Annotated in this window: 23 protein-coding genes; 14 read left to right on the top strand and 9 right to left on the bottom strand. The window is 63.1% G+C overall.

The window, feature by feature from the left end:
- Positions 1 to 11: 11 nt before the first annotated feature.
- Positions 12 to 1,013, bottom strand: coding sequence for a zinc transporter ZntB (locus tag LCM24_RS07850; RefSeq protein ID WP_224803532.1), 1,002 nt, complete (start codon positions 1,011 to 1,013; stop codon positions 12 to 14).
- A gap of 70 nt (positions 1,014 to 1,083) precedes the next feature.
- On the opposite strand from LCM24_RS07850, the gene ispG reads away from it, so the two are divergent.
- Genes ispG through LCM24_RS07825 form a run of 5 tightly spaced genes read left to right on the top strand, consistent with a single transcriptional unit; the run spans position 1,084 to position 5,813 of the window.
- Positions 1,084 to 2,223: a flavodoxin-dependent (E)-4-hydroxy-3-methylbut-2-enyl-diphosphate synthase gene (gene ispG / locus LCM24_RS07845; RefSeq protein ID WP_224803531.1), complete on the top strand. Its 1,140-nt coding sequence runs from the start codon at positions 1,084 to 1,086 to the stop codon at positions 2,221 to 2,223.
- Complete coding sequence (locus tag LCM24_RS07840; protein WP_224803530.1) at positions 2,220 to 2,711, top strand: thioredoxin family protein; 492 nt, start codon at positions 2,220 to 2,222, stop codon at positions 2,709 to 2,711. The genes ispG and LCM24_RS07840 overlap by 4 nt, the downstream gene beginning before the upstream one ends.
- Positions 2,712 to 2,733: 22 nt before the next feature.
- On the top strand, positions 2,734 to 4,152 hold the full coding sequence (locus LCM24_RS07835) for an NAD(P)-binding protein (RefSeq protein WP_224803529.1): 1,419 nt from the start codon (positions 2,734 to 2,736) through the stop codon (positions 4,150 to 4,152).
- Positions 4,153 to 4,188: 36 nt separating this feature from the next.
- A complete protein-coding gene (locus LCM24_RS07830) occupies positions 4,189 to 5,109 on the top strand; it encodes a histone deacetylase (RefSeq protein ID WP_224803528.1) in 921 nt (306 codons plus the stop codon).
- Positions 5,106 to 5,813: a murein L,D-transpeptidase catalytic domain-containing protein gene (locus LCM24_RS07825; protein ID WP_224803527.1), complete on the top strand. Its 708-nt coding sequence runs from the start codon at positions 5,106 to 5,108 to the stop codon at positions 5,811 to 5,813. Before LCM24_RS07830 ends, LCM24_RS07825 begins: the two co-directional genes overlap by 4 nt.
- 6 nt (positions 5,814 to 5,819) lie before the next feature.
- On the opposite strand, the gene LCM24_RS07820 is transcribed toward LCM24_RS07825, so the two are convergent.
- Positions 5,820 to 7,226: a L,D-transpeptidase family protein gene (locus LCM24_RS07820; RefSeq protein WP_224803526.1), complete on the bottom strand. Its 1,407-nt coding sequence runs from the start codon at positions 7,224 to 7,226 to the stop codon at positions 5,820 to 5,822.
- Between the two features lie 141 nt (positions 7,227 to 7,367).
- Between LCM24_RS07820 and LCM24_RS07815 the strand changes: the two genes are divergently transcribed.
- A complete protein-coding gene (locus LCM24_RS07815; protein ID WP_224803525.1) occupies positions 7,368 to 8,258 on the top strand; it encodes a DMT family transporter in 891 nt (296 codons plus the stop codon).
- Here LCM24_RS07815 and LCM24_RS07810 read toward each other — a convergent pair.
- A complete protein-coding gene (locus LCM24_RS07810) occupies positions 8,255 to 8,422 on the bottom strand; it encodes a hypothetical protein (protein WP_177201796.1) in 168 nt (55 codons plus the stop codon). The two genes, LCM24_RS07815 and LCM24_RS07810, sit on opposite strands and share 4 nt — an antisense overlap.
- A 228-nt stretch (positions 8,423 to 8,650) precedes the next feature.
- Between LCM24_RS07810 and acnA the strand changes: the two genes are divergently transcribed.
- The 3 genes from acnA to LCM24_RS07795 all read left to right on the top strand — a co-directional run bounded on the left by acnA (position 8,651) and on the right by LCM24_RS07795 (position 13,027).
- Positions 8,651 to 11,326, top strand: a complete 2,676-nt coding sequence (acnA, locus tag LCM24_RS07805) for an aconitate hydratase AcnA (RefSeq protein WP_224803524.1) — start codon at positions 8,651 to 8,653, stop codon at positions 11,324 to 11,326.
- Positions 11,327 to 11,367: 41 nt separating this feature from the next.
- On the top strand, positions 11,368 to 12,084 hold the full coding sequence (locus LCM24_RS07800) for a prolyl hydroxylase family protein (RefSeq protein WP_224803523.1): 717 nt from the start codon (positions 11,368 to 11,370) through the stop codon (positions 12,082 to 12,084).
- A 100-nt stretch (positions 12,085 to 12,184) separates the two neighbouring features.
- Complete coding sequence (locus LCM24_RS07795; protein WP_224803522.1) at positions 12,185 to 13,027, top strand: hypothetical protein; 843 nt, start codon at positions 12,185 to 12,187, stop codon at positions 13,025 to 13,027.
- Between the two features lie 416 nt (positions 13,028 to 13,443).
- Here LCM24_RS07795 and ruvB read toward each other — a convergent pair whose 3' ends face one another.
- The 5 genes from ruvB to ruvA form a co-directional block, all read right to left on the bottom strand.
- On the bottom strand, positions 13,444 to 14,472 hold the full coding sequence (gene ruvB, locus LCM24_RS07790; protein ID WP_224803521.1) for a Holliday junction branch migration DNA helicase RuvB: 1,029 nt from the start codon (positions 14,470 to 14,472) through the stop codon (positions 13,444 to 13,446).
- Positions 14,469 to 14,978: a hypothetical protein gene (locus LCM24_RS07785; RefSeq protein WP_224803520.1), complete on the bottom strand. Its 510-nt coding sequence runs from the start codon at positions 14,976 to 14,978 to the stop codon at positions 14,469 to 14,471. Before LCM24_RS07785 ends, ruvB begins: the two co-directional genes overlap by 4 nt.
- Positions 14,978 to 15,490 (bottom strand): DsrE family protein, encoded by a 513-nt coding sequence (locus LCM24_RS07780; RefSeq protein ID WP_224803519.1) that lies wholly within the window; start codon positions 15,488 to 15,490, stop codon positions 14,978 to 14,980. The genes LCM24_RS07785 and LCM24_RS07780 overlap by 1 nt, the downstream gene beginning before the upstream one ends.
- Before the next feature lie 34 nt (positions 15,491 to 15,524).
- Positions 15,525 to 15,848: a GFA family protein gene (locus tag LCM24_RS07775; protein WP_224803518.1), complete on the bottom strand. Its 324-nt coding sequence runs from the start codon at positions 15,846 to 15,848 to the stop codon at positions 15,525 to 15,527.
- Between the two features lie 71 nt (positions 15,849 to 15,919).
- On the bottom strand, positions 15,920 to 16,525 hold the full coding sequence (ruvA, locus tag LCM24_RS07770) for a Holliday junction branch migration protein RuvA (RefSeq protein WP_224803517.1): 606 nt from the start codon (positions 16,523 to 16,525) through the stop codon (positions 15,920 to 15,922).
- Between the two features lie 78 nt (positions 16,526 to 16,603).
- Here ruvA and aroC point away from each other — a divergent pair, with 78 nt between their 5' ends.
- Both aroC and LCM24_RS07760 read left to right on the top strand, forming a co-directional pair.
- Positions 16,604 to 17,671 (top strand): chorismate synthase, encoded by a 1,068-nt coding sequence (gene aroC, locus LCM24_RS07765; RefSeq protein ID WP_224803516.1) that lies wholly within the window; start codon positions 16,604 to 16,606, stop codon positions 17,669 to 17,671.
- A 28-nt stretch (positions 17,672 to 17,699) separates the two neighbouring features.
- Positions 17,700 to 18,284: a sulfite oxidase heme-binding subunit YedZ gene (locus LCM24_RS07760; protein WP_224803515.1), complete on the top strand. Its 585-nt coding sequence runs from the start codon at positions 17,700 to 17,702 to the stop codon at positions 18,282 to 18,284.
- On the opposite strand, the gene LCM24_RS07755 is transcribed toward LCM24_RS07760, so the two are convergent.
- Positions 18,269 to 18,772 (bottom strand): helix-hairpin-helix domain-containing protein, encoded by a 504-nt coding sequence (locus tag LCM24_RS07755; protein WP_224803514.1) that lies wholly within the window; start codon positions 18,770 to 18,772, stop codon positions 18,269 to 18,271. The genes LCM24_RS07760 and LCM24_RS07755 overlap by 16 nt on opposite strands.
- A 254-nt stretch (positions 18,773 to 19,026) precedes the next feature.
- Here LCM24_RS07755 and ahpC point away from each other — a divergent pair, with 254 nt between their 5' ends.
- From ahpC to katG, 3 genes are all read left to right on the top strand, one after another.
- Positions 19,027 to 19,593 carry an alkyl hydroperoxide reductase subunit C gene (gene ahpC, locus LCM24_RS07750; protein WP_224803513.1) on the top strand — a complete coding sequence of 189 codons (567 nt, stop codon included), beginning with the start codon at positions 19,027 to 19,029 and terminating at the stop codon, positions 19,591 to 19,593.
- A 142-nt stretch (positions 19,594 to 19,735) separates the two neighbouring features.
- Entirely contained in the window at positions 19,736 to 21,325 is a 1,590-nt protein-coding gene (ahpF, locus tag LCM24_RS07745) for an alkyl hydroperoxide reductase subunit F (protein WP_224803512.1), read from the top strand.
- A gap of 202 nt (positions 21,326 to 21,527) precedes the next feature.
- Positions 21,528 to 23,744 carry a catalase/peroxidase HPI gene (gene katG / locus LCM24_RS07740; RefSeq protein ID WP_224803511.1) on the top strand — a complete coding sequence of 739 codons (2,217 nt, stop codon included), beginning with the start codon at positions 21,528 to 21,530 and terminating at the stop codon, positions 23,742 to 23,744.
- Positions 23,745 to 23,766: the final 22 nt, after the last annotated feature.

Below are 23,766 nucleotides of genomic sequence, written 5' to 3'. Positions count from 1 at the left end.
TTTGCAGCCGTCTAAAGCCAGCGCAGGCGCCTGAAGACGACGATCAGCGCGATAAACAGGAACAGGCACAGCGCGACCACGGCCCAGAACGCGTCGGGATCGTCCATGCCGGGCATCCCGCCGACATTGATGCCGAGCAGGCCGGTGAGGAAGCCCAGTGGCAGAAAGATGCCCGCCACGATGGTGAGCATGTAGGTCGCATGCTCGCTGCTGGCGAGGCTGCGGGCGCGCAATTCGTCCTGCAGGACCAGGGCGCTTTCCTTGCTGATGTCGATATCGTCGAGATAGCGGCGCAGGCGCGCGATGGATTCGGCGATTTCGCGCCGGTCGTGTTCCTCGAACCAATATGGCGCTTCGCGGCTGATCTGCTCCAGCGCTTCGTGCTGCGGGGCCATGTGGCGTTTGAGGCCGAGGCAATTGCGGCGGATCGTCGAGATGCGGCTGAGCATGACTTCGGCATGTTCTTCCGGATCGTCATCCTCCAGCTCGTCGAGGACGTAATTCATGTCGACAATCGACTGGCTCATGCGGGCGATCATCAGCTCGGCCAGCAGGGTGATGGTCGCACCCGCGTCCGGTGGGCCGACCCCGCGATCGAGCTGCGCCATGACCTCGCGCGGGGTCTGCAGCGGATGGCGGCGCAGCGTGATGAGGCGGCGGCCGTCGCACCATAGCTGCATGGAAATCATGTCCTCCGGCTGCGCGCCGGGATTGAAGTTGATCCCGCGCAGCGTGCCGACCAGCGTCTCGCCCTCCCTGAAAGCGCGCGGGCGGGTCTGGTCGCTGGTGAGCAGTTCGGCCGTGGGTTCGGGCACGCCCAGCTGGTCCTGAAGCCATTGCTGCACCCCCGGCCGGTTGCGGCAGATATGCAGCCATAGCACCTCTTCGGGCGCAGCCGGTTGCCAGGCCATGGCCTCTTCCCACTCGATCGGGCGCGCCCCGCCCTGCCCGTCGAGCACGCGCCCGAACAGTAGGGCGCTATCGGTCATTACGTCGTCTGTCGCTTCGCTCATGTGGCTCTCATGCCGCAAGTCATGCTGCCTGTCATTGCCCCTTCATCGAAGCGTCTCTATATCGCTCTCCATGTCTTCCGTACGCCCCTGGCGCGATATCGAGCGCCGCAAGTCCCGCCAGATCATGGTCGGTAACGTCGCCGTCGGCGGCGATGCCCCGATTACGGTCCAGACCATGACCAACACCCCGACAGAGGATGTGGCCGCGACGATCGACCAGATCCGCCGCTGCGAGGACGTGGGCGCGGACATCATCCGCGTGTCCTGCCCGACCGAGGAATCGACCGCGAATTTCGACAAGATCACGCGCGCGGCAAACGTGCCGATCGTCGCGGACATCCACTTCCACTACAAGCGCGCACTCGAAGCGGCCGACAAGGGCGCGGCCTGCCTGCGCATTAATCCAGGCAATATCGGCTCTTCCGAGCGCGTCGCCGAAGTCGTGCGTGCGGCAAAGGCCAATGGCTGCGCCATCCGCATCGGCGTGAACGCAGGCAGCCTCGAGAAGGACCTGCTGGAGAAGTACGGCGAGCCTTGCCCCGAGGCACTGATCGAAAGCGCGCTCGACCATATCAAGCTGCTGCAGGACCACGACTTTCACGAATACAAGGTCGCGGTGAAGGCCAGCGACGTGTTCCTCGCGGTCGCAGCCTATCACGGGCTGGCAGAGGCCGTGGACTGCCCGCTCCATCTCGGCATTACCGAGGCAGGCGGCCTGATCGGCGGCACGGTCAAGAGTTCCATCGGTATCGGCAGCCTGCTGTGGGCCGGCATCGGCGACACCATCCGCGTCTCGCTGTCCGCAGAGCCGGAGCAGGAAGTGAAAGTCGGCTTCGAAATGCTCAAGGCATTGGGCCTGCGCACTCGCGGCGTTCGCGTCGTCTCCTGCCCCAGCTGTTCGCGCCAGGGTTTCGATGTGATCCGCACCGTCGAAACGCTCGAAAAGCGGCTTGAGCACATCAAGACGCCGATGAGCCTTTCGGTGCTGGGCTGCGTGGTGAACGGCCCCGGCGAAGCACGCGAAACCGATATCGGCCTGACCGGCGGCGGTTCGGGCAAGCACATGGTCTACCTCTCGGGCGTGAAGGACCACCATATCGAGAGCGAAGACATGCTCGACCACATCGTCCGCCTCGTCGAGGAAAAAGCCGCGAAGATCGAGGCCGGCGAAGCCGAGGCATTCGACCCGCACAAGGTCGCTGCCGAGTGATCCGCACCGGCCTTGCCGTCACGGCGCTGCTTGCCCTGTCGGCTTGCGCGACCGCTGAGGCGGAGACGGCACTGGACCATCCCGAGGCGCGTTCCTTCGCAGTAATGCAGGACCCTTCGGCGCAAGTCGATGCAGCGCTTTCCAGCGCTGCAGCAAACGACACACACGTTCTCCTGGTGATGGGCGCCAACTGGTGCCATGACAGCCGCGCATTGGCCGGATGGCTGGAGACGCCGCGCTTCCAGGACCTGATCGCGAAGGAATACGAACTCGTTTTCGTCAATGTCGGGATGCCGCAGACGGGCGATGGCCACAATCTCGACATTGCGCAGCGCTTCGGCCTCGATGAATTGCCCGGCACGCCCAATGTGCTGGTGATCGACGGGTCCGGGACCCTCGTAAATGCCGAGACTGCAACTAGCTGGCGCAACGCCGCCAGCCGGAGCGAAGACGAAATCTACGACGAGCTTGCCCGCCTCGCCAGCTGACGAATTGCAAAGGAATATGCCGATGACCCTTGAAACCGACTATCTGGTCATTGGCGCGGGTGCGACCGCACTGTCCTTCGTCGACACGCTGCTGGCGCAGGACCCCGATTGCGATGTCGTCATGGTCGACAAGCATTCATCGCCCGGCGGTCACTGGAACGACGCCTATTCCTTCGTCGCACTGCACCAGCCGAGTGCGCTCTACGGGGTCGAAGGCGTGCCGCTCGGCACCGACCGGATCGACGAAAGCGGGCCCAACAAGGGCTTTTTCGAACAGGCGAGCGGTCCCGAAGTGGTCGCCTATTTCCAGTCGGTCATGCGCGATCACCTGCTGCCGACGGGGCGCGTCCGCTATTTTCCGAATTGCGAATACATTGGCGATCACCGCTTCCGGAATGTGCTTTCGGGGGAAGAGACCGGCGTGACGGTCAAGCGCAGGCTGGTCGACACCACCTATTTCGCCACCTCGGTGCCCACCACGCACAAGCGCAAGTTCGAGGTGAGCGATGGCGTGCGGGTCGAAGTACCCGGCAAGCTGCCGGACCTATGGCGCGACCCCGCAAGCATTCCTGAGCATTTCGTCATCCTGGGTGCGGGAAAAACCGCGATGGATGCCGGCGTCTGGCTGCTTGAAGCGGGCATCGCACCCGACCGGATTACCTGGGTGAAGCCGCGCGAAAGCTGGCTGATCAACCGCACGATCACGCAACCGGGCGAACAGTTCTTCGAAAGCACCGTGGGCGGCCAGATCAAGCTGATGAAAGCGGCTGCGACAGCCGAGGATGTGCCCGCGCTCTTCCACCAGCTGGAAAGGGACGGGGCCATGCTGCGCATCGATACCGATGTCGAGCCGGAGATGTTCCATTACGCCACGATCTCCGAAGGCGAGGTAGAGCGGCTGCGCAAGATCGGGAACGTGGTGCGCAAAGGCCGGGTCCAGCGGATCGTACCCGGCAAGATGGTCCTCGCCGGGGGCGAGGAGACGGTTCCGGAGAATACGCTCTTCATCGACTGCACGGCGTCTGCCGTCAGCCCCAAGCCGGTCCACCCGCAATGGGAGGAAGGCAAGATCACGCTCCAGCTACTTCACGTCCCGCTGGTGACGCTCAATGCCGCAGTCTCGGCTTTCATCGAGGCCAATTTCGAAACCGACGAGGAGAAGAACGCGCTGTGCAAGCCGGTCAGCTTCGTCGACGATATCGACGGCTATGCCGGAACCCTGCTCGGCACCGGCATGAATCGCTTCCTCTGGGCGAGCAATCCCAAGGTCTCCGCCTTCCTGTCGCAATCGCGGCTCGATCCGGGCGCGCCGACCGTGCGCTGGCTGAAGGAAAATGCGCCTCAACGCCTCGCAGTCGCCGCCGAAATGCCTGCCGCGACAATGGCCGCCGTTCCCAATCTGCAAAAGCTCGTGGCGCAGGCCGAGGCGAAGCGCGGGTAGATCGCCATTCTCCACGTCGTTCACCACGCAGACTACATGGCCCCCGCGCCCACGCGCGGCACCTTCCGCTTCGACAAGTACATGGCGGTGATGGAGGCGCTGCGCCAAAGCGGCTATCCGCTGGTCGAACACGCGCCGCCGCCAATGCCGCGCCGCTGGCTGGAGGCGATCCACTGTCCCGATTACGTCGAGGAAGTCTTCACCGCCAGCGTGCCGCAGGTGAAGGAACGCCGCATCGGCTTTCCCGTCACGCCGCATATTTCCCAGCGCGTCCAGCATACCAATGGCGGCACATGGCTCGCCGCCCAACTGGCGAAGAAGCACGGATATGCGGCGAACTCGGCTGCGGGGAGCCACCATGCGCTCTACGACACGGGGGCGGGCTATTGCGTGTTCAACGACCTTGCCGTGGCCGCAAACCGGTTGATCGCGGAAGGCGATGCTCAGCGTGTGCTGGTCATCGACCTCGATGTCCACCAGGGTGACGGGACCGCCAGCCTCACCGCCCTGCGCGACGATATCTTCACCCTCTCGGTCCATGCGGAGAAGAATTTCCCGGTGCGCAAGGCCCGCTCCAGCCTCGACGTGCCGCTGGCCGACGGGATCGACGACGATGGTTTCCTCGAAGCACTCGACAGGCATTTGCCGCGCGTCTTCGAAAGCTTCGCGCCCGACATGGTGCTCTACCAGGCTGGCGTGGATGTGCATGACGACGACCGGCTCGGTCGGCTGGCGCTTAGTGACACAGGCATCGAACGGCGCGACCGCTTCGTGGTCGGGGAGGCGCGGCGGCGCGGCCTGCCGATCGCCAGTGCGCTGGGTGGCGGGTACGGCAAGGATCCGCGCGAGGTGGGGCAGCGCCACGCCCGCTCGATGATCACCTGCGCCGACACCAATGCCCGCTTCGAACGTTCATTCCCCGTAAGCCTCGGCTGTGATATGGATGGAGCAGGATGAAACGTCGCGATCTTCTCAAAAGCACTCTTGCCGCAGGCGCCGCAGCGGCGCTGCCGGCACGCGTGTTTGCCCAGGTCAATGCGACGGCCTCAAGGGATCGCCAGCTTATCGCCATTGCACGCGACCAATTGGACCGTGTCGGCGCAGGCATCTGGAAGAAGGACATCGTCGGCATTGCCGATTTCGGCCTCCATTCGGCCAACCAGCGCTTCCATTTCGTCGATCTCGACAACGAACGCGTCGAAAGCTTTTTCGTGACGCATGGCACCGGGTCCGACAGCGAACACGACGGCTGGCTCAAGCGGTATTCCAATATCGAGGGGAGCGAGGCGACCAGTCGCGGCGCCTACATGACGCGTAGCTGGTATCGTGGGCGCTATGGCACCTCGATCAGGCTCGACGGGCTCGATCCGACCAATTCCAACGCCCTGCCGCGCGCCATCGTCATGCATCCTGCCGAATATGCGCGCCCGGAACACATCGCACGCTGGGGCAGGCTCGGCCGCTCCAACGGCTGCTTCGCCCTCGGGCCGGACCAGTTCGCCAAGGTCCTGCTGAGCCTGAGCGGCGGGCGCCTGCTCTATGCGGAAAGTCTCGGCATCCAGGCCGACGGCAGCCGCCGTACCCCGCCGATTGCGCAGACCGACCTGATCCGCAGGCCGGGCGGCGGCACTTTCGAACGCGCCAACCCCGGCCTGTTCTGATCCGGTTTAGCTGATCTGCATGTCGTCGATAATCTCGACGGCTTCTTCACTCGTCTCGCGCGCACGATCCGACTGGCGCGGAGCGTCAAGCGCGGCCAGCACGGGCGCGTCGCGGTCGTAGAGGTCCTTGAAGGTCTTGAGCTTGCCGTCGACGTCCGTCGCCATCGTGAAATAGGTGATGTACACCGGCCACTGCTTCTTCATGGCGTAGCGCGTGTACTCCCCGCTGCCGGTGATTTCCGACACTTCCTCGATGATCGCGGGAAATTCATCCTTCGAACTCGCATTGCCAAGCAGCGACATGGTCATGGCCAGCTCGCGCGCGCCCTGCACGCGGATGCAGCCGTGGCTGAGCGCGCGGTTCTCGTTCGCGAAGAGGTGGCGGCTCGGCGTGTCGTGGAGGAAGATCGCATGCTCGTTCGGCATGTCGAGCTTCATCAGGCCGAGCGCGTTCTGCGGCCCCGGCTGCTGTACCACGGTCACCCAGCCATTCGCGCCCTTGGTCGCCTTGTAGCCTGCGCTGCGGGCCCAGCCGGGATTATTGAGGACTTTCGCGCCAAGGCCTTCGCCCTTCACGATCGACTGCGGCACGGTCCAGGTCGGGTTGTAGATCACTGCCTCGACCATTTCAGCCAATTGCGGCGTCGCTGTGCGGCCGGGCTTGCCGACGACGGTGCGATAGCTCTTGATGATGCGTCCGTTGACCGTCAGGCGGAGCATGAATTCAGGCACGTTGGTGACGAGATACTGCTTGCCGAGGTCCTGCGGCAACCAGCGCCAGCGATCCATGTTCGCACGGATCAGCTTGATGCGCGCGGCATCGGTTTCCGAAGCCAGTTCTTCGCGCAGGCGCGCGTAGTCGGGGTGCACAGGATTGAGGCCGTCGAGAGTGCCGGCGATGTCGCCGCTCGCAAGCGCGTCTTCCAAGAGCTTCCACGTGGGCATGCGGTCGGCGTCGGGATCGACCACGAACCACTGGCGGCGCGATTCCATCGGTGTGCGGCCGTCCCGCAGGTCCTCGACCAGCCAGACGAAGATTTCGCTGGCCAGCGCATTCACTTCTGCACCGGGACCGTTCGCCGTGAGCAGCGCGCTCAGTTCATCGGCGCGATAATCGGCAGGGTTGAGACCTTCGGCCGCGACATTGGGAATATAGGCGAGCAGGGTTTCGACCTGCTCCAGCGTCCATTCGCCTTCGAGCGAGGGTACTTCCTGCACCACTTCACCGCTCTGCATGCGGATGTCGCCGAATGCTTCCTCGACGCTTTGCGCATCAGCGGGCGCGTCCTGCGCTGCCGGCTGCGCGCGTTCGGCGGGCAACAGGCTTTCCGGAGCGCTGTTCTGCGCCTGTGCAGTGCCGGCAAGAAGAAGCGCGCTGCTCGCGCCAGTCAAAAGAAGAGTACGAAGTGTCATTCAGCCCACCATTTGGCGATTGCAGTCACGCGCTGCATCCGCCGTGTTACTAGCAAATGTTTGCATCCTTATCCACGCCATCTGCTTGCCTTATGCTGAACCATGATGACGTGCAGGCCGCGGACGCATATGCGTGGCGCGATGACACGCCACCATGCCTTCCTGCCCATCCTGGCGGCCATGCTTGCCGTAGCCAGCCTGTCCCTGATGGATGCCTTCATGAAGAGCGCGGCACTGGCACTGGGCGCGCTTACGGCGGCATGGCTGCGCTCGACCCTCGCAACCGCCATTGCGTTGCCGCTGTGGCTTGGCAGGGGCGGCAAGCGGCCACGGCCGGAGGTTCTTCGCCTGCATATCCGGCGCGGCATCATCTCGACTTTCATGGCGCTGACGTTCTTTTACGCGCTGACCAAGCTGCCGATCGCAGAGGCTATCGCCATCAGCTTCATCGCTCCGCTGATCGCGCTTTACCTCGCCCGCCTGCTATTGGGCGAGGTGATCCGCAAGTCGGCAATCGTCGCTTCGATTGTCGGGTTTGCCGGTACGCTGGTGATCGTCGGCGGCAAGGTTGGCCGCAACGGTTTCGATAGCGATGCTGCGCTGGGGCTGGCAGCAATCCTCGTATCCGCCCTGCTCTACGCCTACAATTTCATCCTGATCCGGCGGCAATCGCAAATGGCCGGTCCCGCCGAAATAGCGGTGTTCCACTCGGGAGTGTCGGTCGTTCTGTTGGGACTGGCGATGCCCTTCGCCTTCAATCTGCCCACTGCAGATATATGGTTCGACCTCGGTATGGCCGCGTTCCTGACCGTGGCAGGCGCAATGGGCATGGCCTGGGCCTACGCCCGCGAAGAGGCGCAAACGCTCGTCCCGCTGGAATATTCGGGCTTCCTGTGGGCCTCGCTCTTCGGCTGGCTCTTCTTTCAGGAAAAGGTGACCGCGACGACCCTGTTGGGCACGGCCATTATCGTGGGTGCCTGCCTGATCGCTGCGCGGCGCAAGCCCAAGCAGCCGGCGCAGGCAGCGCTTTAGCGGGTAGCGACGATCGGGGCGTCGGCCTGTTCGCCGGCCTGGGCTTCGGTGCCTGCGAAAGTGAAGGCGGCAGTGAAACATCCGGCCACGCCAAGAGCTGCGGCCATGACGGCCAGCTTGACTGTGCGGCGGGACGCACTCGGCGCCTGATCGAGGGTTTTCATTTCAAACTCCATGTCGGGCTGCGCGCTCCTGCCTTGCTGCCGAGCAGCGACTTTGCCCTAATTTTGCCTTAATAAGCCCTGAAGCGCCGTTTTTGTTCCCGATCAGACGTTTTGACGAGGCTCTGGGCCTTGATTTTTTGCGGTGTTCGGCGCAGGTGCGCGGCACATTGTGCCCGTCCGTCCATTGGTCGGGAAAGGCCCATTTCTAACACAAGGAAGAATGCCCGCATGACCCAGGTCGGCAAGGACACGCTCGGAACCCGCTCCACCCTCACCGTCGATGGCAAGGATTACGCTTATTACTCCTTCGAGAAGGCGGCAGAGAAAATCGGCGACGTGTCGAAACTGCCGTTCAGTCTGAAGGTCCTGCTCGAAAACATGCTGCGTTTCGAAGACGGCGGCTTCACCGTGTCGACCGACGATGTGCAGGCGATTGCCGACTGGCAGAAGAACCCCAAGACCGGGAAGGAAATCCAGTATCGTCCGGCCCGCGTCCTGCTGCAGGACTTCACCGGCGTTCCCTGTGTGGTCGACCTTGCAGCCATGCGCGATGCGATCAGCAAGCTTGGCGGCGACACGGCGAAGATCAATCCGCAGGTTCCCGTGAACCTCGTGATCGACCACTCGGTCATGGTCGACGAATTCGGCCACCCCAAGGCATTCGAAAAGAACGTCGAACTCGAATACGCCCGCAATGCGGAGCGTTACGACTTCCTCAAGTGGGGCTCGAAGAGCTTCGAGAACTTCTCCGCCGTGCCTCCGGGCACCGGCATCTGCCACCAGGTGAACCTGGAATACATCGGCAAGGGCGTGTGGGCGTCCGACGACCAGGACGGAAAGGCTGTCGCCTATCCCGATACCTGCGTCGGCACCGACAGCCACACCACGATGATCAACGGCCTCGGCGTGCTTGGCTGGGGCGTTGGCGGGATCGAGGCCGAAGCCGCCATGCTCGGCCAGCCGATCTCCATGCTGATCCCCGAAGTCGTCGGCTTCAAGCTGACCGGCAAGATGGCCGAAGGCGTCACTGCCACCGACCTCGTGCTGACCTGCGTGCAGATGCTGCGCGAAGTCGGCGTGGTCGGCCGCTTCGTCGAATTCTACGGCGAAGGCGTTGCCCACCTCAGCCTCGCCGACCGTGCGACGATCGCCAACATGGCCCCCGAATACGGCGCGACCTGCGGCTTTTTCGGCATCGACGACAAGACGCTCGAATACATGCGCCTCACCGGTCGCCCGGAAGAGACGATCGCGCTGGTCGAAGCCTATGCCAAGAAGCAGGGCATGTGGTTCACGCCGGAGAACGAGCCGGTCTTCACCAAGACGCTCGACCTCGACGTATCCAAGGTCGTCCCCAGCCTCGCCGGCCCCAAGCGCCCGCAGGACCGCGTCGCGCTGCCGCAGGTGGACGAGCTGTTCAACACCGACCTCAAGTCGATCTACTCCAAGGATGCGCCGCTGCGCGTTGACGTGGAAGGCAAGGACCATGACGTCGGTGATGGCGACGTCGTGATCGCGGCCATCACCAGCTGCACCAATACCTCCAACCCCGACGTGCTGATCGCTGCCGGTCTCGTGGCCAAGAAGGCGCGCGAGAAGGGCCTCGCGCCCAAGCCGTGGGTGAAGACTTCGCTTGCACCGGGATCGCAGGTCGTTACCGACTACCTCGAGAAGAGCGGCCTTCAGGACGATCTCGACGCCATGGGCTTCGACCTTGTCGGCTACGGCTGCACCACCTGCATCGGCAACTCGGGCCCGCTCGCCCCGCCGATCAGCAAGGCCATCAACGGCAACGACATCGTCGCCGCCTCGGTCCTGTCGGGTAACCGCAATTTCGAAGGCCGCGTGTCGCCCGACGTACGCGCCAACTTCCTCGCATCGCCCCCGCTCGTGGTCGCTTATTCGATCCTCGGTACGGTCACGAAGGACATCACCGAAACGCCGCTGGGCCAGGACCAGGACGGCAACGACGTGATGCTGGCCGACGTATGGCCGAGCAACGAGGAAATCCGCGCCCACCGCGCCGCGAACATCGACCGTGAAATGTTCGAAAGCCGCTATGCCGATGTCTACAAGGGCGACGAGCACTGGCAGGCGATCAACGTCGAAGCGTCGGACACCTACCGCTGGAACCCGACCAGCACCTACGTGGCGAGCCCGCCCTTCTTCGAAGACATGCAGATGGAACCGGCGCCGGTCACCGACATCACCGATGCGAAGCCGCTGGCGATCCTCGGCGATTCGACCACGACCGACCACATCTCGCCCGCAGGCTCGATCAAGGAAGACAGCCCTGCAGGCGAATACCTCAAGAGCCACCAGGTTTCGAAGTCGGACTTCAACTCCTACGGCTCGCGCCGCGGCAACCACGAAGTAATGATGCGCGGCACTTTCGCCAACATCCGCATCAAGAACGAAATGGTCCCCGGCACCGAAGGCGGCATCACCACCTACAAGGGTGAGCAGATGCCGATCTACGACGCTGCCATGAAGCACAAGGCCGACGGTACGCCGCTGGTCGTCGTTGCAGGCAAGGAATACGGCACGGGTTCGAGCCGTGACTGGGCCGCGAAGGGCACTATCCTGCTCGGCGTTCGTGCCGTGATCGTCGAAAGCTTCGAGCGTATCCACCGCTCGAACCTGATCGGCATGGGCGTGCTCCCGCTGCAGTTCAAGGACGGCGACACGCGCCAGAGCCTCGGTCTCGGCGCGGACGACACCTTCACGATCAAGGGTCTTGCCGACCTAACCCCGGGCCAGGACGTCGAAGTCGAAGTGACGCATGAAGACGGCTCGAAGGCCACCTTCACCGCGCTCTGCCGCATCGATACGGCCAACGAGATGGAGTATTACCGCAACGGCGGCATCCTCCACTACGTGCTGCGCAAGCTCGCCGCATCGTAAGCCGGTTTACGCAGGGGCACGGATAGGAGATTGCTCGCTCCGTGCCCCTGCTGACCCACCTCTCCCGGCTTTTCCGGACCAAGCAACCAGACCCCAAGGCCGATCCCGCGATCCTTGCAGCGATCGGCGACAATGTCCGCGCACGCCTCTCGCAACATCCGCGAGCGGTCGCGAAAGGCGGCGACAAGGCGGATCTCTACCTGATCCCGGACTTCCTGACGCCGCAGGAATGCGCGCAGCTGATCGCGACGATCGAGAGCCGCATCCAGCCATCGAAGCTCTTCTCCGATCGCAAGACCATGGGCGCGCGGACGAGCTCGACCCATTTCTTTTCCAATGAAGCGCCGGAGACGATCGCGCTCGGACGCAAGATCGACGAGGCGCTCGGCATCGATCGCGCCCATGCGGAGACGATCCAGGGCCAGCGCTATCACGTGGGCGAGCAGTACCTGCATCACCGCGACTATTTCCGCGAAGAGCGGCCGCACTGGCAGAACGAACGGCGCCGCGGCGGACAGCGCAGCTGGACCGCGATGGTCTATCTCAACAGCGTCGAAGCGGGCGGGGAGACTGAATTTCCCGAACTGGACCTATTGGTGACGCCGGAACCGGGCCTGCTGATCGCCTGGGACAACATGACCCGCAAGGGCCGCCCCAATCGCAATACGCGGCATGCCGCCCTGCCGGTCGAGGCGGGCGAGAAATACGTGATTACCCAGTGGTACCGACAGGAAGAGTGGAGCCGCAACTACCGCTGATTGCGGATTGGCTCAGGCCTGCGCGCCCTGTGCGCCGCGACGTACACGGAAACGGCGCCGACCGAATATCGCCGCTGCGGCCATTCCGAACAGGATCATCATGGGGGGTGCCGGGACTTCGGTACCGCTGCTGGTGCTGCTGGAGGTGCTGGAGCTGGTCGAGCTGCTCGAGGAGGTCGAGCTCGACGTGCTGGAGCTGGTGGACGAACTCGTCGAGGAGCTGCTCGAACTGCTGGTGCTCGACGACACGTCCCCGCTCGACGAGCTGGAAGTGCTCGTGACATCCCCGCTCGAACTGGAACTGGAGGAGGACGAGGACGAACTTGAGCTCGACGAGGAGCTCGAGCTTGAACTGGAGACATCACCGCTCGTCGAGGTCGAAGTCGACGTGGAGCTGGACACGTCCCCCGATGTCGAAGTCGAGCTGCTGACATCGCCCGAGGAAGAGGAGGTAGACGTCGAGCTCACCTGTCCGGTCGAGGTGGATACCTCTCCGGTGCTGGTCGATGTCGAGGTGGAGGTGCTGACCTGGCCGGTGGAGGTAGAAACCTCGCCCGTTGAACTGCTGACTTCACCGGTCGATGTCGTCGAGGTTACCGAGCCGGTCGACGAACTGGACGAACTGCCGCCATTGCTGGTGCTGGTTGAGGTCGACACGTCGATGTCGATATCCGGAATTTCGCCTCCGGTGGTCGTAGTGGAATTCACGACAACGCTGCCGCCGCTGGACCCGCCGCCGAAGAAACCGCCGAAGAAGCCGCCGCCGAAGCCGCCGCCATATCCACCGCCGTATCCGCCGCTCGGGATCGAGCGCGATCCGCCACCGCCCGCGACTGGCGCGGCTTGCGGAAGAGGCGGGACGGGCACAGGGGCCATGACGACACGCCTGATCGGCGGGCAGACGTTTTCGGGATCGGCAACCGCTGCTTCCGGCGAATCGTAAGGCACGCATTCGATCACCCGCTTGGGAATGACGCGAGCCGCCCTTACCGGTGGTTTCGGTGTCGCACGCTTGATCGGGCGCGCCTTGATCTGCTTGACCGACTGGCTCTTGTAACTGGGGGAATCGGTTACTGGCCGCTCTGCAACATGCACTGCGCCACCCGCCACGAGTGCGCCGCCAGCCGCCGTGGCCGACAATTTTGCAAGCGCTGCTTTAACCGACATATCTTGCACTTCCTGTTGTGCGGGTTGGCCCCGCATCGACCGGACACACGCAAATGGCGAATCCCCCGGTCAGCGAATTTACACTTCCTGTTACCCTGACAAAACTAAATTTTCCGCAATCTTGCGAGGGTTGCGAGCGCCATGTCCCGCTTTGGGACCGCGGATCCGGCCATCCTTACCCGGGGATTCAGCCTATTTGTCGAACATATCAGACTGGCCGGCAGGTCCGGGCGGGCTCATTCCAAGGTGCGCCCAGCCGCCATCGTTGAGCATCCGGCCCCGCGCTGTCCGGGCAATGAGGCCGAGCTGGATGAGGTAGGGTTCGATCACCTCCTCCACCGTATCGCGTGGTTCGCTGAGGCCTGCGGCAAGCGTTTCGACCCCCACCGGCCCACCCTTGTAGGTGGTCGCGATCATGGTGAGGTAGCGGCGGTCCATCGCATCGAGGCCGAGGCTGTCGACCTCCAGCCGGGTCAGCGCTTCGTCGGCCACCCTGGTCGTGACCACGGCCTCGCCGAGCACGCTGGCGAAGTCGCGCACGCGGCGCATCAACCGGCCTGCGACACGAGGCGTGCCGCGCGAACGACGGGCAATCTCGCGTGCACCGCCTTCGTCGATGCCCATGTCCAGCAAGCCTGCCCCGCGCGTGACGACCTTGAGCAGTTCGTCCTCAGTATAGAAATTGAGCCGCACAGGAATGCCGAAACGGTCGCGCAAGGGCGTGGTCAGCAGGCCCTGCCGCGTCGTCGCGCCGACCAGCGTGAAAGGCGGCAGGTCGATCCGCACGCTGCGCGCCGAGGGGCCCTCGCCGATGATGATGTCGAGCGCGCGGTCTTCCATCGCGGGATAGAGCACTTCCTCGACCACGGGATTGAGACGGTGGATCTCGTCGATGAAGAGGACGTCGTTCGGCTCGAGATTGGTTAGCAGCGCGGCGAGATCGCCCGCCTTGGCGATCACCGGGCCGGAAGTGGCACGGAAACCGACGCCCAGTTCCTTGGATACGATCTGCGCCAGCGTGGTTTTGCCGAGCCCCGGAGGCCCGAAGAACAGCACATGGTCCATCGCTTCGCCGCGGTTCTTGGCCGCCTCGATAAACACGCGCAAATTCTCGCGCGCCGCCTTCTGCCCGACGAATTCGGCCAGCGATTTCGGCCGCAGCGCCGCATCCGGGTCTTCCGGCTGCCGGTCCGGCGAATGGAGAGGGACGGGTTCGGTCATTGACCTACTAAACCTAGATCATGGTGGATGAGGCTGACCAATGTCACTGCACGCTGAGCGACGTGTGTAAATTGATCACGCTCATAATCGAGATCGACCAAACGAAACATCTTTATCATTTCTGAGTCGGCGTCACCATCGCGATGCCATTTTCTAAATTCTAAACCGAAGTCACCATCAGGAGTGTGATAGGCGGAGCAAAATCCATGAGCCAACAGATGCCTCGTCTCTTGGCTCTGTTCAAACGCGCCTATGATCCATTCTATTTCTTCAGAATGCTGAGAAAAATAACCTTCGAGAACCAGCAACTCTCGCACTTTCGCGATACGCTTTTCTACACGGTGCGGCAAACGTCCTTGAACTGCGGCATATTCTACCATTTCATTCGCTTTGACGATGATATCGCCGAGTAGATACTCAACTTGGGCGTATCCGTTTAGGATCCATCCTCTAGCGTTTTGACCATGCTCAATTGCCGTTTGGACTTCGAGAGGCGGCACAGCCATCAAAACGGGTTCACCGTGTAGCCGCGCTGTTGCAGCAGGGCGTGGGCGGTCATGGCGGAGAGCGCCATTTCGACGCCCGGCAGGAGGTCGTCCTGCGTCACCCCATAGGCCGCCGCGCTCTGGCCGCAGACTATGAAGCGCACGCCCTCGCCAAGCATCACCTGCACCATGTCGGCAGAGGTATTGTCGGGCTTCGCCAGCAAGTCGTTCACCGCCTTGCCGTGGACGACCACGGCGATGCGGATGTTGTCCTCCGGCACGCCGTGCGCGACGTGCATGTTGATGAAGCGCGCGGCGCTTTCGAAGCCGCGATTGCGCGCGCCCTCGTCCGCCGGCTTGGCGACATCGAAAGCGATCGAGAATTCGGTGTCGCCGGGGACTTCGCCGATCCCCTCGACCGGCGCGTGCGGTCCGAATTGCGCGAATACCGGACCGGTTTTGAACGCGCTCATGTCCTGCGCGGAAAGGGGCGCTGCGGCGGTCGCAGCAAGAACAAGCAGGAATATCCTCATGAATCCATTCTCCCGGGAAGAGCGGGCGGCAAGCTCAGTCATAATGTTCGATTTCCTCGCCCACGATCGCGACCCAGCCATGCTTGCGCTCTTCATAGACAGAGAACGCCGGGGCCGGGAACGCCGGATCGGCAAAGCCGCCCACCGCCACCGCGACGATGTTCGGCTGCTGGTCATGCGTGAACCACACGGTAGATCCACAGTGCGGGCAGAAATGTGTAGTGATTTCTCCGCCATCGTCACCCTTGCGCTGCCAGGTGCGATGATCGCCGGAAAAGCGCACTTCACCGGCAGGAAATCGAGCCTGTGCAGCGAAGGAAGAGCCGCTGCGCTTCTGGCAATCCAGGCAGTGGCACACGGAAACCCTCTCCGGATCATCCTTGCACGTCGCTGACAATTGCCCGCATTGGCATGTCGCCGTTCTGGAAGTCATCCTGCCGCCCTCTTCAATGCGACGCGGATGAGGTCGCCCTCGCTCGCGCCTTCGCCCAACTCGCCTTGCGCCGCAGCCACGGCCCGCGCGGCAATCGCCGGTTTGAAGCCGAGGTTTTCCAGCGCGCTCACCGCATCGGCGCTCGCCCCGCCGACCGGGGCCGCGGCAGCCGCTACGCCGCCAGCACCGCCGCCCGGAAGCGCGCCCGCCTTGTCCTTCAGTTCATTGACGATGCGCCCGGCCAGTTTCGGCCCTACGCCCTGCGCGCGGGCGATCGTGGCGGCATCGCCGCTGGAGCAGGCCTGCTGCACCTCGCCGGTCGACAACGCCGACAGGATCGCAAGGCCGACCTTGCTGCCCACGCCCTGTACCTGCGTGAGCAGGCGGAACCAGTCACGCTCCGCAGCTTCGGCAAAGCCGAGCAGGCGCATGTCGTTTTCCGACACCTGAAGATCGGTGTAGACCGTGCACGCCTCGCCCTTCTCGCCGAGCTGGCTCAATGTGCGTGCCGAGCAATGGACGAGATACCCGACGCCCGAGACATCGATCACCGCCCAGTCGGAACCGGTTTCGTCGAGCAGGCCTTTAAGCTTGGCAATCATGGTTTGTTCTTGCGCTACAAGAATGGCTTGGTCCAGCCCTAGTGGACTTGGCCCCACAGTTGAGACAGGAAGGCGGACATGAGCTGGAACACTTTCGGACGCGTGCTTCGCTTCACCACCTGGGGGGAAAGCCATGGGCCTGCCATCGGCGCAGTGGTCGACGGGTGCCCGCCGGGGCTCGAGCTGAGCGAGAGCGATATCCAGCCTTTCCTCGATGCCCGCAAGCCGGGCCAGAACAAGTTCACCACCCAGCGCAAGGAGCCGGACGAGGTCCGCATCCTGTCGGGCGTGTTCGAGGGCAAGACCACGGGCACATCGCTCTCGCTGCTGATCGAGAACAAGGACCAGCGGTCGAAAGACTATTCGGAAATCGCCAACACCTATCGTCCCGGCCACGCCGACTATGCCTATGACGCGAAATACGGCTTTCGCGACTACCGCGGCGGGGGGCGGTCGAGCGCTCGCGAGACGGCTATGCGCGTTGCAGCAGGCGCGGTGGCGAGAAAGGCCATCCCCGAGGTCGCAATACTCGCCTATGTCGCGGAGATCGGCGGCGACCGGATCGACCCCGCAAATTTCGATCGCGAAGAAATCGCCCGCAACCCCTTCTGGTGCCCCGACACACAGGCCGCCAAGCGCTGGGAAGCGCTGGTCAACGAAGCGCGCAAGACAGGCTCTTCGCTCGGCGCGGTGGTCGAATGCGTGGCGACGGGCGTACCCGCAGGATGGGGCGCGCCGGTCTATGCCAAGCTCGACAGCGACCTGGCTGCAGGGATGATGAGCATCAATGCGGTCAAGGGCGTGGAGATCGGCGACGGCTTCGATGCCGCGCGCCTCACCGGCGAACAGAACGCCGATGCCATGTCACCAGGCGAAAACGGGCCGGAGTTCGCGGCCAACCATGCAGGCGGGATCGCGGGCGGGATTTCGACCGGCCAGCCGGTCGTCTGCCGCGTGGCGTTCAAGCCGACCAGTTCGATCCTCACCCCCGTTGCCAGTATTGACCGGCAGGGCGAGGCGACCGAGGTGCGCACCAAGGGGCGGCACGATCCCTGTGTCGGCATTCGTGGTACGCCGGTTGTCGAGGCGATGATGGCGCTGGTGCTGGCCGATCACAAACTGCTGCACCGCGCGCAATGCGGCTGAGCCGCGCGGCGGAACTCACCGAAGCATCATGAAAACAATCGCCAATTCGCGCCCCTTGTTGTGGCTCATCCTCGCCTTGCCGGGGCTCTGGATGGTGGGGCGGTGGGTTCTGACACCCGACAGCTATGGCTATGGCCATGCGATCGGCGATAGCGGTGACTGGGCGGCCTGGCTGTTGCTGGTGACTTTGGCGGTGACGCCGATCCGGCTCGCCTTTCGCAAGCGGAAATGGGCGGTCTGGCTGATGCGCAGGCGGCGCGACCTAGGTGTCGCAAGCTTCGCCTATGCCGCGTTCCACACGGGCATTTACCTCGGCAAGAAGGTCGATCCGGCCGTCATTCTGTCGGAAGCGGGCGAGCCCTACATTTTGGCCGGATGGGCGGCGCTGGCCCTGTTCGTACCGCTCGCCGCGACATCGAACGATATCGCGACGAGGGCACTCAAGCGGTCATGGAAGACCTTGCATCGCCTGGTCTATCCGGCGGCAATCCTGGTCTTCGTGCACTGGGTCCTGTCCGCCTTCGACCCGACCACCGCGTGGATCCACGTCGGCATATTGGTCGCGATCGAGGGGATCAGGATCGTGCTGCAAATGCGTCAGAGAGTGACGTAATTGCGGAAACGGGCGACTTCCGCCTCGTCGACATACTTGCCGATTTCGCGGTTGAATTCGCCCATGTCCTCATAAGGACGGTATTCTTCGAATTCGTGGACCATCTTGTCGGTCATGCCGGGGATGAGGCGGATCTGCTCTTCGGTGGCTTCGTTGAGGTTGACCGGGACGAACACGGTTTCGAGCACGGCGGCGGCTTCTTCGGCCGACAGCGTTTCGAGCAGCTTCGCGTTGAACGCCGTCACGTCGGCATAGGGCTGGCCTGCGACGATGGCGGCGGCGAGTTCGTCGGACACGCCATCGATTCCGGCAAGCTGCTCGGCAGTCGCGGTGCTGGCGTCGAGGACGCTAGCGGTTTCGGCTTCCGCTTCGACGGTGTCGGTGGCTGCAGTCTCGTCGGCAGCAGGTGCGCTTTCTTCGGCGCCCGAGCAGGCGGCAAGAGCAAGGGTGCTGGCGGTGAAGGCAGCGGCGATAGCAAACTTACGCATTTCGTATCCTCTTATTGCGAAGTATTCTCATTATCATAAAAGCGCAACCAGCGAAGCGATTTCTCAAATTTTTCTGGGCACAGCGGCCTCTATTGCAGAAAACGCATGATAATTGCGTTTATGTTGCGCTTTAAGAAAGTTCCATCGAGTTGATCGATTATTCCGATGCTCGCAATCGCAACATATCGCTTTTGTGCATCGCAGCACCCCCTATCTGGAGCCGACGAGATTCACCCCGAATAACGGAGAAAACCATGGGTATCATCGGAAGCGAAATCAAACCGTTCAACGCCACCGGCTTCCAGGCCGGCAAGGACTTTTTCGAAGTCACCGACGAAGACGTGAAGGGCAAGTGGTCCGTGTTCTTCTTCTATCCGGCCGACTTCACCTTCGTCTGTCCGACCGAACTGGAAGACCTCGGCGAACAGTACGCCATGCTCCAGAAGATGGACGTCGAAGTCTATGCCGTGTCGACCGACACGCACTTCAGCCACAAGGCATGGCACGACACTTCCGACAAGATCGGCAAGCTGCAGTTCCCGTTCCTGGGCGACCAGAACCACGTCCTTGCACGCAACTTCGATGTGCTGCGTGAAGGCGTCGGCCTCGCCGATCGCGCGACCTTCGTGGTCGATCCCGACGGCGTGATCCAGATCATGGAACAGACCTGCGAAGGCGTCGGCCGCAATGCCAACGAACTGGCCCGCAAGATCAAGGCTGCCCAGTACGTTCGTGCGAACCCCGGCCAGGTCTGCCCGGCCGCCTGGGAAGAAGGCAGCGAAACGCTGGCTCCCTCGCTCGACCTCGTCGGCAAGATCTAAGTCAAAACTTCAGGCGGCGCACCTTTCCCCGGCGCGCCGCCCAAGAGCCCGAGCGAGCCTCGGGTCGCTGGAAGGTCCGGGGCATTTGCCTCCCCCCCCCGCCCCGGACCTTTTCCATCCCCTATCCATCCGGAGACCTTGCATGCTCGACACCGCAATGAAGCAACAGCTTTCGACCTATCTCGCCAATCTGCGCGACCCGATCGAACTCGTCGCCTCACTGGCTAACGATGCCAAGAGCACGCAGACCCGCGAACTGCTGGAAGAAATTGCCGCGCTGCACGAGCTGGTTACGGCCAGCTTCGACGGCACCGACGATCGCAAGCCCAGCTTCATCATCCGCCGCGCCAGCGATGCGGAAAAGTGGGTGCGTTTCGCAGGCCTTCCGATGGGGCATGAATTCACCTCGCTCGTCCTCGCCCTGCTGTGGGCCGGCGGGCACCCGCCCAAGGTCGATGCCGACCTTATCGAACAGGTTCGCGGCATCGAGGGCGACTTCAATTTCGAGATGTATTTCTCGCTTAGCTGCCACAACTGCCCCGACGTAGTGCAGGCACTGACGCTGATGGCGTTCGAAAACCCGCGCATCACCGCGACGCTGATCGAGGGCGGGACCTACCAGGACGAGGTCGATGCACGCGACATCATGGCCGTGCCCGCGACCTTCCTGAATGGCGAGCCCTTTTACAACGGCAAGATGGAACTGGCCGAGATCCTGGCCAGGATCGACACCGGCGCCGATACCAAGGCCGCAGAGAAGCTCGACGCAAAGGACCCGTTCGAAGTCCTCGTCATCGGCGGCGGACCGGCTGGCGCGGCGACTGCCATCTATACTGCCCGCAAGGGCTTCCGCACCGGTATCGCGGCCGAACGCTTCGGCGGTCAGCTGCACGACACGCTGGGTATCGAGAATCTGCCCGGTACGGCCTATACGGAAGGCCCCAAGCTTGCCGGAGAGCTGGAGCGTCATGTCGGTGAATACGACATCGACCTCATGAACCTCGCCAAGGCGGTGAAGCTCGTCCCTGCCAAGCAGGAGGGCGGTCTCCACACGGTCGAACTGGGCAATGGCGCGAGCCTCAAGGCGCGCAGCCTGATCCTGGCGACGGGCGCTCGCTGGCGGAACCTCGGCGTTCCGGGCGAGGCGGAATACCGCAACAAGGGTGTGGCCTACTGCCCGCATTGCGACGGCCCCCTGTTCAAGGGCAAGCGCATCGCCGTGATCGGTGGCGGCAATTCGGGCGTCGAAGCGGCCATCGACCTCGCCAAGATCGTCGGCCATGTCACGCTGATCGAATATGACGAGAAACTGCGCGCCGATGAAGTGCTGCAGGCCAAGCTTCGCAGCATGGACAATGTCGAGATCGTCACCAGCGGTCAGACGACCGAAATCACCGGCAAGGACGGCAAGGTCGACGGCCTGGTACTCAAGGACCGCAAGAGCGGTGACGAGCGCCGCATCGAACTGGAAGGCGTGTTCGTCCAGATCGGCTTGGTCCCGAATACGGAATGGCTGAAGGACAGCGGCCTTGCGTTGACCAGGTTCGGCGAGATCGAAACCGACGAGGAAGGCCGCACCAACCTGCCCGGTATCTTCGGCGCGGGCGACGTGACCGACGTTCCCTACAAGCAGATCGTGGTTGCGATGGGCGAAGGCTCGAAGGCTGGCCTTTCGGCTTTCGATTACCTAATCCGCACCGAGGCAGTGGACGAGATCGCGCAAGCAGCCTGATTTTGCTCTCGATCAAAACGACAAAGCGCCGCCATTCCAACCGGATGGCGGCGTTTTCCGTATGCACGCCACGTTTCGCCGCTCAATCGCTTGCGACAATCAATTTGAACCGTTTAATCGATTGGACGAATAACCGGACGAGGTTCATCGTCATCCGGTTCTCGGACGGGAGACCGAGTCTTTTTAACAGGAGAGAGTATTCATGGACGCCAAAACCGGAGATATCAGCGGTTGTCCCTTCCACGGCGATGCCGGAACCAGGGATTTGTTCGGCCGCCGCAACCGTGACTGGTGGCCCGATCAGCTCGATCTGGAAATCCTTACCGAAGGCGGCCGTGCGGCCGACCCGATGGGTGAGGACTTCGATTATTGCGAAGCCTTCAACGCGCTGGACTACAAGGCGCTGAAGCAGGACCTCACCGACCTGATGACCGACAGCCAGGAATGGTGGCCGGCCGACTATGGTCACTACGGCCCGTTCTTCATCCGCATGGCTTGGCACGCAGCCGGCACCTATCGCACGGGCGATGGTCGCGGCGGCGGCGGCAGCGGCCAGCAGCGCTTCGCTCCGCTCAACAGCTGGCCCGATAACGGCAACCTCGACAAGGCGCGCCGCCTGCTGTGGCCGATCAAGCAGAAATACGGCAAGCACATCAGCTGGGCCGACCTCTTCATCCTCACCGGTAACGTCGCCATCGAAAGCATGGGCGGTCCCGTGTTCGGCTTCGGCGGCGGTCGCAAGGACGTGTTCGATCCGGAAACCGTCTATTGGGGCACGGAAGAAAAGTGGGTCGATACCGGCGCCGAAACGCGCATCCAGCCGGATGAGGGCATGGCGCTCGAAAACCCGCTCGCAGCGATCCAGATGGGCCTCATCTACGTCAATCCCGAGGGTCCGGGCGGCAATCCGCACGATGCCGAGGGCATGGCCCGCGACATGCGTGAAACCTTCGCCCGCATGGCGATGAACGACGAGGAAACCGTCGCCCTTACCGCAGGCGGACACGCCTTCGGCAAGGCCCACGGCGCGAAGCCTGCCGACACCTTCGGCAGCGCTCCGGAAGGCGAAACCCTGCACCGCATGGGCTTCGGCTGGCTGACCGACCCCGATGAAATCGGCAAGGGTCACATCACGACCTCGGGCATCGAAGGCGCGTGGACCCCGAATCCGACGCAGTGGGGCGGCGACTATTTCCGCCTGCTGTTCAAATACGACTACGAGCTCGTCCAGAGCCCGGCAGGCGCGAACCAGTGGCAGCCGATCAATCCCGATCCGGAAGACATGGCACCCGACGCCAGGGACCCGAACAAGAAGGTCCCGACCATGATGACCACTGCCGACATGGCGCTGAAGCGCGATCCGGAATATCGCAAGATCTCCGAACGCTTCCGCGACGACCAGGCGGCATTGGACGATGCCTTCGCCCGCGCATGGTTCAAGCTGTGCCACCGCGACATGGGACCCAAGGTCCGCTACCTCGGCCCCGAAGTCCCGGCCGAAGACCTGATCTGGCAGGACCCCGTCCCCGCCGGAACAAAGGTTTCCGACAGCGATTTGTCGGACTTCAAGTCGAAGGTGCTCGACAGCGGCCTGTCCGTTTCGGAACTGGTGAAGGCGGCGTGGGCCTCGGCCTCGACCTACCGCAATTCCGACCATCGCGGCGGCGCCAACGGTGCGCACATCCGCTTCGATGAAATCAAGAACTGGGCGGTCAACGATCCCGAAGAACTGGGCAAAGTCCTTGCCAAGCTCGACGAGATCCGCGGCTCGATCTCGATGGCCGACGCCATCGTCATCGCCGGTTCGGCTGCGGTCGAAAAGGCTGCGAAGGATGCGGGCTTCGATATCTCCGTTCCGGTCACCACCGGCCGCGGCGATGCGAAGCGCGAAGACTTCGACGCCGAAAGCTGGGAGCCGCTGGAGCCGTTTGCCGACGGTTTCCGCAACTACCTCAAGACCAAGGCTTCGGTGAAGACCGAGGACATGCTGGTCGACCGTGCCCACCTCCTGGGCCTTTCGATCCCCGAAATGACCGCGCTGGTCGGCGGGTTGCGCGCAATGGGCGCCGTCAGCAAGCACGCCAAGCACGGGAACAGCATCGGCGTCCTTACCGAAACTCCCGGCAAGCTCGACAACAGCTGGTTCGTGAACCTGCTGGGCATGGGCGTGATCTGGGAAGAGGTCGACGACAGCGGCGACGAGGAATTCGTCGGCACCTGCCGCAAGACCGGCAAGGAACTGTGGCGCGCAACGCGTACGGACCTCGTCTTCGGCTCCAACTCGCGCCTGCGCGCGGTGGCGGAAGTCTATGCCGAAAACGGCAATGAGGAGAAGTTCGTGAACGACTTCGTCAAGGCCTGGACCAAGGTCATGGACGCGGACCGTTTCGACCTCACCTACGCAAAGTACCACGGGTAAGAAAAACAGAACTGAGCCCCTG

The sequence above is a fragment of the Qipengyuania aquimaris genome, assembly GCF_020171965.1.
GTDB classification, from domain to species: domain Bacteria; phylum Pseudomonadota; class Alphaproteobacteria; order Sphingomonadales; family Sphingomonadaceae; genus Qipengyuania; species Qipengyuania aquimaris_A.
This window is presented reverse-complemented; position numbering and strand designations above follow the sequence as displayed.

What these genes read in the sequence shown, in the direction of transcription:
- LCM24_RS07850 (WP_224803532.1), bottom strand. Translation starts at nt 1,013, where the DNA reads ATGAGCGAAGCGACAGACGACGTAATGACCGATAGCGCCCTACTGTTC.
- ispG (WP_224803531.1), top strand. Translation starts at nt 1,084, where the DNA reads ATGTCTTCCGTACGCCCCTGGCGCGATATCGAGCGCCGCAAGTCCCGC.
- LCM24_RS07835 (WP_224803529.1), top strand. Translation starts at nt 2,734, where the DNA reads ATGACCCTTGAAACCGACTATCTGGTCATTGGCGCGGGTGCGACCGCA.
- LCM24_RS07830 (WP_224803528.1), top strand. Translation starts at nt 4,189, where the DNA reads ATGGCCCCCGCGCCCACGCGCGGCACCTTCCGCTTCGACAAGTACATG.
- LCM24_RS07825 (WP_224803527.1), top strand. Translation starts at nt 5,106, where the DNA reads ATGAAACGTCGCGATCTTCTCAAAAGCACTCTTGCCGCAGGCGCCGCA.
- LCM24_RS07820 (WP_224803526.1), bottom strand. Translation starts at nt 7,226, where the DNA reads ATGACACTTCGTACTCTTCTTTTGACTGGCGCGAGCAGCGCGCTTCTT.
- LCM24_RS07815 (WP_224803525.1), top strand. Translation starts at nt 7,368, where the DNA reads ATGACACGCCACCATGCCTTCCTGCCCATCCTGGCGGCCATGCTTGCC.
- LCM24_RS07810 (WP_177201796.1), bottom strand. Translation starts at nt 8,422, where the DNA reads ATGAAAACCCTCGATCAGGCGCCGAGTGCGTCCCGCCGCACAGTCAAG.
- acnA (WP_224803524.1), top strand. Translation starts at nt 8,651, where the DNA reads ATGACCCAGGTCGGCAAGGACACGCTCGGAACCCGCTCCACCCTCACC.
- LCM24_RS07795 (WP_224803522.1), top strand. Translation starts at nt 12,185, where the DNA reads ATGGGGGGTGCCGGGACTTCGGTACCGCTGCTGGTGCTGCTGGAGGTG.
- ruvB (WP_224803521.1), bottom strand. Translation starts at nt 14,472, where the DNA reads ATGACCGAACCCGTCCCTCTCCATTCGCCGGACCGGCAGCCGGAAGAC.
- LCM24_RS07785 (WP_224803520.1), bottom strand. Translation starts at nt 14,978, where the DNA reads ATGGCTGTGCCGCCTCTCGAAGTCCAAACGGCAATTGAGCATGGTCAA.
- LCM24_RS07780 (WP_224803519.1), bottom strand. Translation starts at nt 15,490, where the DNA reads ATGAGGATATTCCTGCTTGTTCTTGCTGCGACCGCCGCAGCGCCCCTT.
- ruvA (WP_224803517.1), bottom strand. Translation starts at nt 16,525, where the DNA reads ATGATTGCCAAGCTTAAAGGCCTGCTCGACGAAACCGGTTCCGACTGG.
- aroC (WP_224803516.1), top strand. Translation starts at nt 16,604, where the DNA reads ATGAGCTGGAACACTTTCGGACGCGTGCTTCGCTTCACCACCTGGGGG.
- LCM24_RS07760 (WP_224803515.1), top strand. Translation starts at nt 17,700, where the DNA reads ATGAAAACAATCGCCAATTCGCGCCCCTTGTTGTGGCTCATCCTCGCC.
- LCM24_RS07755 (WP_224803514.1), bottom strand. Translation starts at nt 18,772, where the DNA reads ATGCGTAAGTTTGCTATCGCCGCTGCCTTCACCGCCAGCACCCTTGCT.
- ahpC (WP_224803513.1), top strand. Translation starts at nt 19,027, where the DNA reads ATGGGTATCATCGGAAGCGAAATCAAACCGTTCAACGCCACCGGCTTC.
- ahpF (WP_224803512.1), top strand. Translation starts at nt 19,736, where the DNA reads ATGCTCGACACCGCAATGAAGCAACAGCTTTCGACCTATCTCGCCAAT.
- katG (WP_224803511.1), top strand. Translation starts at nt 21,528, where the DNA reads ATGGACGCCAAAACCGGAGATATCAGCGGTTGTCCCTTCCACGGCGAT.